The organism is Desulfocucumis palustris (assembly GCF_002933875.1).
GTDB lineage: Bacteria > Bacillota > Desulfotomaculia > Desulfotomaculales > Desulfocucumaceae > Desulfocucumis > Desulfocucumis palustris.
On sequence record NZ_BFAV01000157.1, the window covers coordinates 146,863 to 161,506 of the forward strand.

Below are 14,644 nucleotides of genomic sequence, written 5' to 3' on the forward strand. Positions count from 1 at the left end.
TTTGTTTTTACTTTTAAGGCAAAAATTAACCTTCAGACACTATCCTGCCTGTCTCCGTCAAATCATAATCCCCCAATCCCCGGAGCTCGGCTTTAAATTCCTCGGACTGCAATATATCAATGACCGCCCTGAATTCAGGCCTGTCCAGGTCTTCCCGCTTTATCACCAGCTCATAGCGTTCCTTCTGCAGGGGAATAAATTCTATGCCCCTGACCTGCAGAGACGCCTTTTCACTGCCCAGCCCCACGTCGGCCTCCCCCCTGGCCACGGTGCTGGCAACACCCAGGTGGGAATATTCCTCAACCCCATAGCCCTTTATCGCTCTCCGGTCCATCCCCTGCAAACGCAGGTGTTCATCCAGCAGCACCCGGGTGCCGCAGCCTTTTTCCCTGTTTATAAAACGCACGCCGGGCCGGACCAGATCCCGCCACTCCTTTATTTTCTTGGGATTGCCGGCAGCCACGTAAAACCCTTGCATACGGCAGGCCAGATGGATAATTACCGTGGGTATTCCGGGCAGCATGTGGCGCACGTAGGGCAGGTTGTATTTGTCCGAATCCCCGTCCCATAAATGAATTGCCGACATCTGGGCCTTGCCCTGGTAAAGGGCCTGCAGCCCGGCAAAACTTCCCACGTGGTGACGGAAGGCGTGTGTTCCGTCGGGATGCCGCTCAAGATGACGGGTAAGGATATCCAGCAAAACATCCTGGCCGCATATGATCAATTTAGCAGGCTGACCGGCGGCGTTTTTTACCGCTGAATTCCTTTCCGCCACCTTGCAAAGGCCGTACTCGTCAGAGGCGGCCTCAACCTTTTTGCCCCTTCTTTTATAAGACTCCACGTCCTCCAAATCTATTCGGATTTTTCTGCCCACCCGGTAAGCGGGAAGCTCCCCCCGCTTAATCAGCTCGTAAACGGTATTTTTGGCTATTTTTAAAATACCGGCCACTTCCTCCGGTGTCAAAGACAATTCACCCATCTTATCCGCCCCCAAACCATACCCGGTTATTTTTTTTAACATCATTTATACTCCGCGGCATCCTGATATTTTAAATACTTCAGCAAACGATGGTAATCATCGGGCACGTTCATATCCAGCAATACCGCCTCATCATCCACCGCCACGTCCACCGCCCCGGATTCAAAATTCCTCAATACTTCACGCAATCCCCCGGGGCTGGAGCTATTATAAATATCCATTTTCAGTCTGGCTGAGATAAGGGGCGGGTGCCCGCGCCTGTTGTTAAAACTGGGGTATACAATATCCGGCTGGTCCGGGGCATGAAAACGTTCAAGCATTGTATATACTGTCTTAACACTCACCAGGGGGTTGTCCGCCGGCATAACAAAAAATGCCCTTATTTCCGGCTCCAGGGTGGCGATCCCCTCCCGCACCGAAGAAAACATTTCCTCGTGAAAACGCCTGTTAAAAATAAATCTGACTACATAATACCTTAGGGTTTCTATCACATCAAGCGCATTATATCCCAATACAATTCTTATGTCGTTGATCCCCGCGTAATAAAAGCAGCGAACCGCATGTTCGATGGCCGTAACATTTCCCAATTTCATCAAGGGCCTGAATTCCTTCATCCGGAAGGAAGAACCCGCCGCAAGAATTATAGCTGCCATATTATCGGTTACATTCACCGGCACTTCCTCCCTGCCATAAATTTTTATCACATGGTGCCCCTTTAATATTTTTCATATTACTTGACATTCATTTTAACATACATTATTATTTACGTATAGTTATGTTATGTATTGTTTCATCACTATTATAACCGGTTTAAATGATAAGATTACCCATTAAAACCATGCCGGTATTTAATTTTCGACCAGGCGATATCTGAAAGGTAATCATACTAGACAAAACACTGCACTTGGACAACCAATACTTATTTTCATAACGTTTTATAATTCTACATAACGATTACTTTGCATATTATTAATATGGCAACGATGCCCTACATATCAACAATGTCGGGTTTTTTTATTACGGAGTCCCAAAGATGTTTTTAAGTTCCATTTTATACAAAAGGGGGTGGGCCTTAATTTGGATGCGTATCATTCCTTGCTGCTGGATATATTTTTAAAATTACCGGGACTCATCGCCTTATCCCTTACAATCAATATGCTGTGCGAAAGAATGCTCCACCGTTTTAAACAAAACAGCGGTAAGGATGCCAATGATTATGAATTCACCGTCATCAACTCCTTGTTGTAACAAAAACAATTTTAACGGGAGGCTCCCTGTCATGAAAAAAATGCGGCTATTTTTTTGTTTTTTGATGTTCATCACTCTTGCCCTGGCCGGCTGCGGCAGCCAGGAACAGCAACAGCCCCAGACCAAGGCGGAACCGGTCAAACTGACCATATCCGCCGCCGCCAGCCTGCAGGACGCGGCGGCCGAGTTAAAAGATACATATCAGAAACAGCACTCCGAAGTAGAAATTACATACAATTTTGCCGCTTCCGGACCCCTGCAAAAGCAAATTGAGGAAGGCGCCTCGGTGGACATGTTTATTTCCGCCGGCAAGAAACAAATGGACGCCCTGGCGGATAAGGGACTGCTTATAGACGAAAGCAGGGTAAACCTTTTAAGCAACGAATTGGTGCTAATAGCCGGCCAGGACAGCAAGCTGGCGGGATTTGACGGCTTAACCGGAGCCGATGTGAAAAAAATCGGCATCGGCACACCGGAAACCGTGCCTGCCGGAAGCTACGCCAAAGAAGCCCTGACCAGCCTGCAGCTCTGGGATAAACTACAGTCCAAACTGGTTCCGGCCAGTGACGTGCGCCAAGTGCTCACCTATGTGGAAACAGGCAATACCGATGCCGGACTGGTATACCGCTCCGACGCCATTGCCGGGAAAAACATAAAAATAGTTGCCGCCGCCCCGGCGGATTCGCACAAACCCATTGAATATCCCATGGCCCTTATCAAAAGCACCAAGCACCAGAAGGAAATCGGGGACTTTGCCGCCTTCCTGCAAAGCGACACAGCCGGGGCGGTATTTGAAAAATACGGTTTTATAACAAAGAAATAGCGAAATCCCGCGACCATGTATTTTCAAATAAATGACTGGTTCCCGGTATTTCTTTCCCTCAGGGTGGCGTTTATTGCCCTGGCGGCAGTAACCTGTTTCGGCCTGCCGGTGGCAAGGCTCATGGCCCGCAGGGAATTCCACGGCAAGGACCTGCTGGAGGCCGCCATCACCCTGCCCCTGGTGCTACCTCCTTCGGTAATTGGTTACGGGCTGCTGATGCTCATCGGCAAAAACAGCATACTGGGCAAAACCTTAACGGAATTGGGACTAACTTTAATATTCACCTGGTGGGCGGCTGTGCTGGCCTCCACCGTGGTGGCCTTCCCTCTGATGTATCAAAGCGCCAAGGCGGCTTTTAAAAGCGTGGACATTAATTATGAAAAAGCCGCCAGAACTCTCGGTGCGGGAGAGATTAAAATTTTTTTCACCATTACCCTGCCCCTGGCCTGGCCGGGCATCATTGCCGGGCTGGTGCTGTCCTTTGCCAGGGGGTTGGGTGAATTCGGAGCCACACTGATGGTGGCCGGGAATATACCCGGACAGACCCAGACCGTTCCCATGGCCATTTATTTCGCGGTAAACGCCGGGGACAACGTTACCGCCAGGACCCTGGTGGCCATCATCACCGTATTCAGCTTCCTGGTGATTTTCTGGGTTAACAGGTGGGCCAAGCGTCAAAATCATTAAACAGCCGGTGATATTATGCTGGAAGCGCGCTTCACAAAAAAATTATGGCATTTTACCCTGGACATAAGGATTAACCTGGGCACTGAAATATTGGTTCTATGGGGCCCTTCCGGGGCCGGCAAGACCACTATTCTGCATTGTCTGGCCGGGCTGTCCAGTCCCGGCGGGGGGCTGATCAAACTGGGCGACACGGTTCTCTACTCTTCGGAGGAAAGAATCAATGTAAACACTCGCTTCAGGAACGTGGGCTACCTGTTCCAGGACTACGCCCTGTTCCCGCATCTCACGGTGCGGCAAAACGTATTGTACGGGGTGAAATGCAAAAGGAAAAAGGACCACGACCTGCCCGGGAAGAACCCTTTGGAGCTGCTGGAACCCTTCGGGGTGAGCCACCTGATCGACCGTTATCCCACACAGCTCTCGGGGGGTGAAAAGCAGCGGGTGGCCCTAGCCAGGGCACTGGCGGTCCAGCCGCAATTGCTGCTGCTGGATGAGCCCTTCAGCGCCCTGGACAGAAATATAAAGGAAAATTTACGCCAGGAAATAAAAAAACTGCACCGTAAATGGAAAATACCCTTTGTGCTGGTCACCCACGACGAGGAGGACGCCGGATTTCTGGGGGACAAAATAATATCCCTGGAAAAAGGCCGCAGTTCCGATACACCCCTGCAAACCATATCCGAAGCGGCTTCCGGGCTTACCCAAAGCATGCCTTGAATAAGCCGGCTGCCGGCGCCGCAGCCGGCTTATTTTTTGAGCCATTTTTTTGAACATATGCAGGTCTTAAAAACTTTCAGACTTTGCCGCAGAAACTTGTTCGCCATAAATTTCATTCACCCCGGCAACCGCCAGGGTGAATTATAAGGAGATGGGTATTTTGTTTAATCAGCCAATTAAAAATATCAAGCTATTTTTAGTATTGTCCCTGACCTTGCTGCTGTTGGTGGGATGCGCAAATACTACTCCGGCGGAACAAAAAGCCCCGGAAAACCAGCAGGACTCCGCCACAGCTGAAAAAGCCCCTATGTTTGCCTATGTGGGGGCCGGCCTGAAGGAGCCCTTCAGTGAAATCGCCGCCCTATACGAACAGAAAACAGGGGTCAAACTGGAAACCTCCTTCAATAATTCCGGCGCCCTGCTGAACCAGATGGAAACCGCCAAAAAAGGCGACATTTTCATGCCCGGAAGCATGCCCTACATACAAAAGGCCAAAGAAGCCGGCTACCTGGGAGAAATGGCCGGCCCCATAGCCTACCACACCCCGGCAATTATAACCCCCAAGGGCAACCCGGCCCATATCACTAAAATTGAAGACCTGGCCAAACCGGGGGTAAAGATTATCATGCCCGATAAAGAGGCCACCGCCATGGGTAAAACGGCCTTTAAGATATTCGACAAGCTGGGGATAACCGCGCAGGTGGAAAAAAATATTTTAACCTACGCCGAAACACCGATGAAGGTTGCCGAAATGCTCATGCTGGGCCAGGGAAACGCCGGCATCACGGAAATCAGCATGTATAAAAACCGGGACAAGCTGGACGTTATTGAAATAGACCCCGGGGTAAACATGCCCGAGGAAATCCCCTGCGCCCTGCTCACCTTCTCCACCCAACAGGAGCAGGCCAAGGATTTTCTTGAATTCATGAAGCAGGAAGGACCAGCCATTTTTGCAAAACACGGCTTTAAAACAGGATCATAAAGCTGTATTCTTTAATGCCATGAAAATGTCCCTCAAGGGTCCCGGCCCCTTCCAGGCAGCGTTCTGGCTGGTTTTAATACTGATGACGGCGTTCATGCTGACCCTGGTAGGCGGCCTCTTTCTATACGGCGAATGGAGCGCTTTCCTGAAGGTGTTACAGCAGCCGGAATTCCATTACGCAATGACCTTCACCCTCTGGACCACGTTGCTGTCCACCATGCTTGCGGGCATGGTGGCGGTTCCCTGCGGATTTATATTGTCCAGGCACAATTTCCCGGGGAAAATACTGGTGGATACCTTAATTGACATACCCATAGTGCTGCCGCCCCTGGTAAGCGGGGTGGCCCTGTTAATACTGTTCGGCCCCGTGCTGGGCGACGCCCTGACCAGGCTGGGGCTGGACATAGTTTTCAGCATCCGGGGGGTTATAGTGGCCCAGTGGTTTATCGCCACTCCCTTTGCGGTCAGAACCTTCAAACAGGCCTTTGATTCAATCGATCCGCGGCTGGAAAAAATCGCCCGGACCCTGGGTTACACCCCGTCCGAAGTGTTCTTCAAAGTCACCGTGCCCATGGCCAAAAAGGGACTTTTGGGAGGCCTTACCATGGCCTGGGCCAGAACCCTGGGTGAATTCGGCGCCACGGCCATGCTGGCCGGAATCATCAGAATGAAAACGGAAACACTGGCGGTGGCTGTTTTTTTAAACATGTCCATCGGCGATATGAATTTTGCCATGGCCACATCAATTATAATGCTGTTCCTGGCCATGTTTTTGCTGGCCGTTTTTAAAACCATATCCAGACTTGAGGCGCGGGCATGAACACATTGCTGGAAATTAGCGGACTTCATTTAAACGCCGGTAAATTTGCTCTGAAAAATATTAATATCTCCATGGCGCGGTCCGATTACTTCATGGTGCTTGGCCCCACCGGCTGCGGCAAAACATTGCTGCTGGAAACCATTGCCGGCCTTTATATGCCTGCCGGGGGCGCCATAATTTTGCAGGGCAGGGATATAACCAGGCTGCCCCCGGAGCAGAGAAGCATCGGGCTGGCTTACCAGGACAGCCTGCTATATCCTTTCCTGACAGTGAAGGAAAACATATTGTTCGGCTCCCGGGGCCGGGGCAAGGCCGGCGACCCCCAAATTCGCAGGCACCTGGAGCAGCTGGTTGAGGCCATGAACATATCCGGCCTGCTGGACAGATATCCGGCGGGTTTAAGCGGCGGCGAAAGGCAGCGGGTGTCACTGGCCAGGGCTATTGTGAAACGACCTCCCCTGCTGCTGCTGGACGAACCGCTATCCGCCCTGGACCCCCGGACCCGGGGCGCCATGCAGGAACTGCTGCGGCAAATACACTTAAGGGAAGGGCTGGGCATAATTCATGTAACCCATGACTTTACCGAGGCCATGCAGCTGGGCACCTGCATGGCCGTGCTGAAAAATGGGGCGATAGAGCAAAGGGGCGCTCCCTGTGACATTTTCTTTCACCCGGCCACGGTGTACGTTGCCGGATTCCTGCAGGGAGAAAACCTGCTTGCGGGTACCATACTCACCATAAACGGCCGCAGGTGGTTCCGCCAGGATAACGGGCCGTTGCTGTTCGGTCCGCTGCCTTTGGATTGCGGCGCCGCAATTGCTGACAATCCCGGGTCCCAGAAGCGGAAAATGCTCATCCGGGCCGGCAACCTGCGGCTTGGCCGCCAGCCGCCGGAATCCGCCAATTCCATCAGCTGGACCGCTTCAGTCAGCAGAATCGCCCTGAACAGGACCCACGCGGACGTTTACTGCCACGGAAGCGGCAACTGGCAGGCCAGCCTGTCCCTGGCCCGGTGGCGGGAACTTCAATTATCGGCAGGCGAAAGGGTAAACCTCTGGGTAAATCCGGAGAACCTGCATATCATACCTGAAAACTAAAACCGGGCGCCAATATTAACAGGCGGCAGAAAACCGCCGGAAAGGAAATAGAATGATTTACTTTTCTGATCACAGGATCGATTATTTCATCAAGGAAGACGCGCCGTTCATTGATTTAACCACCCTGGTGCTGGGAATAGGCTCCCAGCAGGGCAGAATCCGGTTTGCCGGCAGGGAAGACACGGTATTATCAGGCACGGAAGAAGTGTTGAGGATTTTTTCCAAGCTGAATATCGCAACAATTAAACATCTTCCCTCCGGAACGGCGCTTAAACCAAACCAGGTGTTCCTCGAGGCGGAGGGAAAGGCCGGGGATCTGCACATGGCCTGGAAGGTGTCTTTAAATATTCTTGAATATTGCTCCGGCATAGCCACCAGAACCAGAAGGCTGGTGGATACCGCCCAAAGTATAAACCCGGGGGTTTCCATAATAACCACCAGAAAAAATTTCCCGGGAACCAAAGACCTGTCCATCAAGGCCGCTGTGGCCGGAGGCGGTTACCCCCACCGGCTGGGGCTGTCCGAAACCGTTCTGGTATTCAAACAGCACTTGAACTTTCTGGGAGGTCCGGCAAACTTCATAAAAATGATCGACACCGTTAAAACCAGGGCCTGTGAAAAAAAGATAATCATTGAAGTGGACAACCTGGAAGACGCTATAATGCTCTGCGACAGCGGGGTGGACGGCATACAGTTCGACAAGGTGCCGCCGGACCAATTGACAAAATACGTGGCTGCAATTAAAGAAAAAAATCCCCGGATAGTAGCCCTGGCAGCCGGGGGCATCAATGAAAAAAATGTCGCGGCATATGCCGGAACAGGAATAGACGCAGTGGTAACCACCTGGGTCTACTTCGGCAAACCCGCTGATATCGGCGTAACCATAGATAAAATATAACAGAAGAATATTTATGGCATTAAAAAGTATAAATATTTCCTCCCGGGTACAAAATATTCCGGAAAGGGGGAATATTACATGGAACTCAGCACTCGGAACAGGCTAAAGGCCCGTATCAAGGACATCAAGTCCGACGCCATAATGTCGGAACTGGTGCTGGATGTGGGCGGTCAGGAAATGTGCTCCACCATAACCACCGGTTCGGTAAACCGGCTGGGACTGAAAGCGGGCGATGAAATAACAGCCCTGGTTAAAGCCAGCTCGGTAATGATCGCCAAATAATTTCACCGTGCGAAAAAATGGGAGGGTGCTTCTCCATCAGGTTTGACGGGGCATCCTCCCATTATTATACTTAAATTATTTTTTTAGGGTGAGAATATACTCGCCGCCCTCCAGGGCGGCCTCCACTCCCCACCCCTTGTTTTCCGCCAGGCGGGTAACATTTTCTTTGGCCGCGTTATTATCCACCATTACCCTGACCACTCCGCCCCCCAGGTTATCTATCACCTTTTTGGTCAGCAGAACCGGCTCCGGGCATAAAAGCCCCCGGGCATCAACCATTTTGTCCAAGCTTTACACCCCCTGAAGCCGCGCTTGTCCGGTAAGCTCCGGCAAATCCTATTATCAGCACCAAAACAATACCTATTACGGTGGCTGCCTGGCCTGCCACGGGCACTCCCTTGGGACTGGCCGCCAGGCCGAAATTATGGGCAAAGGCGGCACCGGCGATAAATCCGATGATTGTAACGGCGCAGTCAGTGTTTCCTTCACTGGCGGCAATTATCTGCCTTAAGGGACAACCTCCCAGCAAACATACGGAAACACCGGCCAACAGCATACCCATAAAATTCCAGAGCCCGTCGGAGTGTGCTATGGGCTGGCCGGCAAAACCAATTTTAAAGGCGCCCACCGCCAGATTACCCGCCAGGGCAAATATTAACAGAGCGAAGAAGCCCCATAAAAGGTGGGTATCTTTAAAAAGAATAAAATCCCTTAACCCCCCGATCATGCAAAAGCGGGACCGCTGGGCAAGCACCCCCACCGCAAGTCCCGCCGCGGCGGATACAAGTACCGGGGCATGCATCGAGCCGGGGCCGGTTTTGCTGGCAAAAAAGACAACGGCGCCGGATAATACAATAAGTAGAAGTATAATTGCCGTTAAGGGAAAAATATACCCGTTAACGCTGCTCTGAGCGGTTGCCCTGCCCAGGGAAAAGCCCCTGTTTAAAAATTGAATGCCGATAAAAACACCTGCAATCAGGCCCAGTATACCGACCCCCGCGTTAAGGTCCCCTCCCGCCAGTCTAAGCACGGCCCGAACAGGACAGCCCAGGAATACCAGCATGCCCACCATGCCCGCAAAAGCCAGAAAAAACCGCAATAAAGGGCTGGAACCGCCCACGGCTTTGTGCTCTTTGGTCACCAGCGCCGCCAAAAAGGCGCCGGTGATGAGTCCAAATATCTCCGGGCGCATGTACAAAACGGTCTCCGCCCTGTGAAACCCCAACCCGCCGCCTATATCCCTGAGAAAACAGGCTATGCAGTAGCCCATATTGGCCGGGTTCCCCATTTTGACAAGATATACGGACAGCAGCCCCAAAACGCCCCCGGTCGCCACGACAAGAAATTTTTTGCCGTTCATTTAAACCTCCTCCATTCCTTTCTCTTCACATAAATATATTAAACTAACATTGCACACATTTAAATACTTTATGGTAACCATTAGTAATTTTTATTTTAACTATGTTCATTATAAAATTTACTTATAAATTAAAGAAACCGCCTGCGCTCACGCATCCGGCTCTTTGTTCGGCACTCCGCCGCCATAACTTTGGGACCATCCCAATGTTTTGTGTTTAAGGTAAACGCTTATAATTGTCAAATACCCCGGGCTGTCGTAAAATTAACAAAAACCCGGACATGAATTAATACCCGCCGGCCGGCAAAATAGTGCAGGCGCCGGAACAGGAAAGGAGCATTGCACCGTGGCGACGCCTTCCACATACACCCAGCGCGGCATAATCAAGTACGACCGGGGCGAAATGCGGGAAACAAACGCCATGATCGTAAATGAAGTGCCGCTAACCCTATACCTTAACGATGCGGAGCTGGCCACCCTGGTCTGTTCGCCGGGAAATTACCGGGAGCTGGCTGTCGGCTTTCTGGCCACCGAAGGCTTGATTACAAGCTGCTCCGAGATCAGGGAAATATCCTGCCGGGAAGACGAGGGATTACTGTGGATACAGACCCACTCCCCGGTCCCCCAGGCGGAAAACTTTTTGCGCCGCCAGATTGCCAGTTGCTGCGGCAAGGGCCGGGCGCTTCTGTATTTTGTAAACGATGCCCGGCAAATACAGCCGGTGAAATCGGAAGCCCTGTTTGCCGCCTCCGCCATGGCAAAGCTGATGTCCGCCCTGGATGAAAGCTCCGCCACCTTTCGCGTCACCGGCGGCGTGCACAGCGCCGGCCTGGGCAGCGGCGGGGATATAACTGTTATGTATGAAGACATAGGCAGGCACAACGCGGTGGACAAGGTGCTGGGCTACACCCTTTTAAACCGTCTGGTCACCGGTGATAAATGCCTGCTGTTAACAGGACGGGTTTCCTCGGAAATACTAATTAAAGCCGCGCGCCTGGGCATACCCCTGGTGCTGTCCCGCTCCGCGCCCACCATGCTGGCGGTGGAGCTGGCGGATGAGCTGGGTATAACCCTGGTGGGCTTCGCCCGGGGCCGGAGCTTTAGCATATACAGCCATAATGAGAGAATAACGGGATAGGGAGGTCGCATATTGATTCCCTTCGTTTTTATCGCAGGCTACTCTAATTCCGGCAAAACCACCGTGGTGGAAAGACTGGTCAAGGCTTTAAAGAACCGCGGCTATAGTGTGGCCGCCATAAAACATGCCGCCCACGGCTATAGCGTGGATCCGCTGGGAAAGGATTCCTGGCGCGTGTTTCGGGCCGGAGCGGACCAAATGATACTGGCGGGCCCGGATTCCTACACGGTGCACCACGGCTGCCGCCGGCCGCCGGCTTTACAGGAGCTGCTCCGGGAAATACGGGATGTCGACATAATTTTGGTGGAAGGCTTCAAATCCGAGCCGGGCCCCAAAATAGAATTATACAGGAATAATCATTCCACCCGGAGGCTTCCCCCGGATTCCAACGTAATCGCCCTGGTAACGGACGCCCCCCTGGAAGACGGCCTGCCCCGGTTCGGCTTTGAACAAATTAGCGAGCTGGCTGATTTTATTGTTTTAAATTTCATCCGACCAGCCCGGAAAAACAATTAAGCTTGACACTTTATCATGGAAAGCCTTAAAATTAAGCCAGCCGAATTGTATTTATTTACTGACAAATTAATATGCCGCTCCGAGCCTTTTTGCCTAAAGCGCTTTTAGCCAGGGCATCAGGCTGTTAGGGTAAATCTGGAAACGGGTTTGCCTCCCGTGGTTGGAAAGGAGCTTTAAACTACTGTCAGTGATGGTTATTGGCATCTTTTTCGGGTGCCGCCGTCCACCTGGCTGTTAATTGCCTTATAAACCTCCAGCCCGGCCGGAGGTTTTTTGTTTGGACAAACATACTCCAAGGTAATCAATTATCTATTTAATAAAGGATGTGATGAGTTGGACACCGTTAAGCTGACCATTAACGGGTTGGAGGTTGAAGTGCCGGCGGGCACCACCGTCCTGAATGCCGCCGAAATGGCAGGCATCCACATACCCAGGCTCTGCTACGAAAAGGACTTAAGCCCCCTGGGGGCCTGTAGGCTCTGCGTGGTGGAAATCCAGGGCATGCGCAACCTTCCCGCTTCCTGCGTAACCGCGGTATCCTCCGGAATGGTGGTGCATACCCATTCCCCGGCGGTTATGGAGGCCAGACGGACCATACTGGAGCTGCTGCTGGCCAATCACCCCCAGGATTGCCTCACCTGCGAGAAAATGGGCAATTGCAAACTTGCCAACTACTGCTACGAATACGGGGTAAAGCAGAGCACCTTCCAGGGGGACAGGCACCATTACCCGGTGGAGGACAGCAATCCCTTTATAGTGCGGGACATGAACAAATGCATTCTTTGCGGCAAATGTGTGCGGGCCTGCGCTGAAATCACCGGTAAAAACAACCTGGACTACGCTTACAGGGGGTTTAACAGCAAGGTAACCACCTTCTACGACGTTCCCTTCATAGAGTCGGACTGCGTTTTCTGCGGCAACTGCGTTTCCGCCTGCCCCACCGGGGCGCTGACTGAAAAGCGCATTCAGGGCGTGGCCCGGCACTACGAATTTAAAAAGATTAGAACCACCTGCCCGTTTTGCGGAACCGGCTGCAATTTCGACCTGAATGTCAAAGACGGCAAGGTAATGGCCGTCACCACCGGGCCGGACAATGTGGTTAACGGGCGTTCACTATGTATCAAGGGCCGTTTTGGCTGGGACTTTATTTACAGCAAACGGCGGCTTACCACCCCCCTTATTAAAAAGGACGGGCAATTCGTCCCCGCAACCTGGGACGAGGCATTGGACAGGATAGCGGTCGGACTGCGGGAAGTTAAGGAAAAATACGGTCCCGATTCCTTTGCGGCGCTGAGCTCGGCCAGGTGCACCAACGAGGAGAACTATCTGTTGCAAAAATTTACAAGGGTGGTGATGGGCACAAATAGTGTAGACCACTGTGCCCGTACCTGACACGCTCCGACGGTGGCCGGTCTGGCCACTTCTTTCGGCAGCGGCGCAATGACCAATTCCATTGGCGAGATAGATCAGACTGAATTGATGTTTCTGGTGGGCACCAACACCACCGAGGCCCACCCCGTCATCGGGTATAAAATGCGCCAGGCGGCGCGCCGGGGGGCGAAGCTCATTGTAGCCGACCCCAGGCGCATAGAACTGGCGGAGGAGGCCGACTACTGGCTGCGGCTGCAACCAGGCACGGACATCCCTCTTCTCAACGGGCTGATGCACATAATTATCAAGGAAAATCTTCATAACGAGGCTTTCGTCAGGGAAAGAACCGAAAATTACGAAGCCCTGAAGGAAACGGTGGGAAAATACACTCCGGATTACGTATCCCGGCTTACCGGAATACCGGAGGAAGACTTATACGCGGTGGCCAGGCTTTACGCCACCACCGACAAGGCAATGCTTTTCTATACCCTGGGTATTACGGAGCATGTCTGCGGGACAAACAACGTAATGAGCGTGGCCAACCTGGCCATGTTAACCGGCCACCTGGGACGGCCCGGCACCGGGGTAAACCCCATCCGGGGCCAGAACAACGTGCAGGGCGCCTGCGACATGGGGGCGCTTCCCAACGTATACCCCGGCTACCAGAGGGTAATAGACCCGGCTGCAAGGGAAAAATTTGAAAAGGCCTGGGGAGCCAGTCTTTCAGGAGATATGGGCCTGATGATCCCTGAAATGTTTGATAAGGCTCATTCCGGAGAAGTCAAGTCCATGTATATACTGGGCGAAAATCCGGTGCTTACGGACCCCAACAGCAATCATATCCGGGCCGGGCTGGAAAATCTGGAATTTTTGGTGGTACAGGAACTGTTCCTGACCGAAACCGCCGAATATGCGGATGTAATACTGCCGGCCGCCAGCTTTGCGGAAACCGACGGGACCTTTACCAATACGGAGCGCAGGGTTCAGCGTGTTCGCCAGGCCATTGCCCCCCTGCCGGGAATGACCAACTGGCAGGCCATTATCAGCCTGAGCAACAAAATGGGCTATCCCATGAACTATCGCGGACCCGAAGAAATATTTGCGGAAATGGCTTCCCTTGCACCGTCTTATGGAGGCATTAACTACACCAGGCTGGAGGAAAAAGGAATTCAGTGGCCCTGCCCCACCTGCGACCACCCGGGCACGCCGTACCTGCATGCCCAGGCCTTCAGCAGGGGCAAGGGACTGTTCCAGTCCATAGATCACATTCCGCCGGCGGAGCTGCCGGACCAGGAATATCCTTTCCTGCTGTCCACCGGCAGGATACTCTATCATTACAATGTCACCACGCCCTATTCCGAAGCCATAAACAGTATATGGAACGAGGAATACGCCGAGGTGAATCCCGAAGACGCCGCCCGGCTGGGCGTGGACTACGGAGACAGGGTGAAGGTATACTCCAGAAGGGGCGAACTGACCACCAAAATTCAAGTGACGGACCGGGTGCCGCCGGGCGTTATATGGATGTCCTTCCACTACAAGGACAGTCCGGCCAACGCCCTGACCAGCGACGCACTGGACCCAATCACCAAAACCGGTGAATACAAGGTCTGCGCCGTCAATGTGATAAAAGCATAGCAAGCATCCGGAAATAAAAGACGCCCGTCAGTAAGGCGGTTGGCATGGTTAAAAACCGGCAGCCGGACGCCGCAATACTGGCGGGCGTCTT

General features: G+C 52.5%; 16 protein-coding genes and 1 riboswitch. Of the genes, 12 read left to right on the forward strand and 4 right to left on the reverse strand.

From position 1 onward, the window contains the following. Positions 1 to 25: 25 nt before the first annotated feature. Together DCCM_RS15480 and DCCM_RS15485 are read right to left on the reverse strand one after the other, a co-directional pair. Positions 26 to 979, reverse strand: a complete 954-nt coding sequence (locus tag DCCM_RS15480; RefSeq protein WP_104373406.1) for a substrate-binding domain-containing protein — start codon at positions 977 to 979, stop codon at positions 26 to 28. A 41-nt stretch (positions 980 to 1,020) separates the two neighbouring features. After that, positions 1,021 to 1,683 carry a nucleotidyltransferase family protein gene (locus DCCM_RS15485; RefSeq protein ID WP_104373283.1) on the reverse strand — a complete coding sequence of 221 codons (663 nt, stop codon included), beginning with the start codon at positions 1,681 to 1,683 and terminating at the stop codon, positions 1,021 to 1,023. A gap of 373 nt (positions 1,684 to 2,056) precedes the next feature. On the opposite strand from DCCM_RS15485, the gene DCCM_RS18770 reads away from it, so the two are divergent. From DCCM_RS18770 to DCCM_RS15525, 9 genes are all read left to right on the forward strand, one after another. Next, the gene (locus DCCM_RS18770; RefSeq protein WP_165792200.1) at positions 2,057 to 2,227 is read left to right on the forward strand and encodes a hypothetical protein; all 171 of its coding nucleotides are present in this window, start codon (positions 2,057 to 2,059) and stop codon (positions 2,225 to 2,227) included. A gap of 31 nt (positions 2,228 to 2,258) precedes the next feature. Next, positions 2,259 to 3,050, forward strand: a complete 792-nt coding sequence (gene modA / locus DCCM_RS15490; protein ID WP_104373284.1) for a molybdate ABC transporter substrate-binding protein — start codon at positions 2,259 to 2,261, stop codon at positions 3,048 to 3,050. A gap of 15 nt (positions 3,051 to 3,065) precedes the next feature. Beyond that, on the forward strand, positions 3,066 to 3,737 hold the full coding sequence (gene modB, locus DCCM_RS15495; protein WP_104373285.1) for a molybdate ABC transporter permease subunit: 672 nt from the start codon (positions 3,066 to 3,068) through the stop codon (positions 3,735 to 3,737). Between the two features lie 15 nt (positions 3,738 to 3,752). Beyond that, complete coding sequence (locus DCCM_RS15500; protein WP_104373286.1) at positions 3,753 to 4,454, forward strand: ATP-binding cassette domain-containing protein; 702 nt, start codon at positions 3,753 to 3,755, stop codon at positions 4,452 to 4,454. Between the two features lie 160 nt (positions 4,455 to 4,614). Beyond that, complete coding sequence (gene modA, locus DCCM_RS15505; RefSeq protein ID WP_231702797.1) at positions 4,615 to 5,436, forward strand: molybdate ABC transporter substrate-binding protein; 822 nt, start codon at positions 4,615 to 4,617, stop codon at positions 5,434 to 5,436. After that, positions 5,405 to 6,256: an ABC transporter permease gene (locus tag DCCM_RS15510; protein ID WP_231702798.1), complete on the forward strand. Its 852-nt coding sequence runs from the start codon at positions 5,405 to 5,407 to the stop codon at positions 6,254 to 6,256. The genes modA (DCCM_RS15505) and DCCM_RS15510 overlap by 32 nt, the downstream gene beginning before the upstream one ends. Continuing rightward, the gene (locus tag DCCM_RS15515) at positions 6,253 to 7,353 is read left to right on the forward strand and encodes an ABC transporter ATP-binding protein (protein WP_104373288.1); all 1,101 of its coding nucleotides are present in this window, start codon (positions 6,253 to 6,255) and stop codon (positions 7,351 to 7,353) included. Before DCCM_RS15510 ends, DCCM_RS15515 begins: the two co-directional genes overlap by 4 nt. 52 nt (positions 7,354 to 7,405) lie before the next feature. Then, positions 7,406 to 8,251 (forward strand): ModD protein, encoded by an 846-nt coding sequence (modD, locus tag DCCM_RS15520; RefSeq protein WP_174705170.1) that lies wholly within the window; start codon positions 7,406 to 7,408, stop codon positions 8,249 to 8,251. A 78-nt stretch (positions 8,252 to 8,329) separates the two neighbouring features. Next, positions 8,330 to 8,533 carry a TOBE domain-containing protein gene (locus DCCM_RS15525; protein ID WP_104373289.1) on the forward strand — a complete coding sequence of 68 codons (204 nt, stop codon included), beginning with the start codon at positions 8,330 to 8,332 and terminating at the stop codon, positions 8,531 to 8,533. A gap of 75 nt (positions 8,534 to 8,608) precedes the next feature. Here DCCM_RS15525 and DCCM_RS15530 read toward each other — a convergent pair whose 3' ends face one another. Together DCCM_RS15530 and yedE are read right to left on the reverse strand one after the other, a co-directional pair. Beyond that, complete coding sequence (locus tag DCCM_RS15530) at positions 8,609 to 8,812, reverse strand: sulfurtransferase TusA family protein (RefSeq protein ID WP_307718825.1); 204 nt, start codon at positions 8,810 to 8,812, stop codon at positions 8,609 to 8,611. Further along, entirely contained in the window at positions 8,805 to 9,893 is a 1,089-nt protein-coding gene (yedE, locus tag DCCM_RS15535) for a YedE family putative selenium transporter (protein ID WP_104373291.1), read from the reverse strand. Before yedE ends, DCCM_RS15530 begins: the two co-directional genes overlap by 8 nt. Before the next feature lie 343 nt (positions 9,894 to 10,236). On the opposite strand from yedE, the gene fdhD reads away from it, so the two are divergent. From fdhD to fdhF, 3 genes are all read left to right on the forward strand, one after another. Further along, positions 10,237 to 11,028 carry a formate dehydrogenase accessory sulfurtransferase FdhD gene (fdhD, locus tag DCCM_RS15540; protein WP_231702799.1) on the forward strand — a complete coding sequence of 264 codons (792 nt, stop codon included), beginning with the start codon at positions 10,237 to 10,239 and terminating at the stop codon, positions 11,026 to 11,028. Between the two features lie 12 nt (positions 11,029 to 11,040). Next, a complete protein-coding gene (gene mobB / locus DCCM_RS15545; protein WP_165792201.1) occupies positions 11,041 to 11,544 on the forward strand; it encodes a molybdopterin-guanine dinucleotide biosynthesis protein B in 504 nt (167 codons plus the stop codon). A 65-nt stretch (positions 11,545 to 11,609) separates the two neighbouring features. Continuing rightward, positions 11,610 to 11,731, forward strand: a riboswitch (molybdenum cofactor riboswitch). A 146-nt stretch (positions 11,732 to 11,877) separates the two neighbouring features. After that, complete coding sequence (fdhF, locus tag DCCM_RS15550) at positions 11,878 to 14,553, forward strand: formate dehydrogenase subunit alpha (protein WP_104373293.1); 2,676 nt, start codon at positions 11,878 to 11,880, stop codon at positions 14,551 to 14,553. Positions 14,554 to 14,644 lie beyond the last annotated feature (91 nt).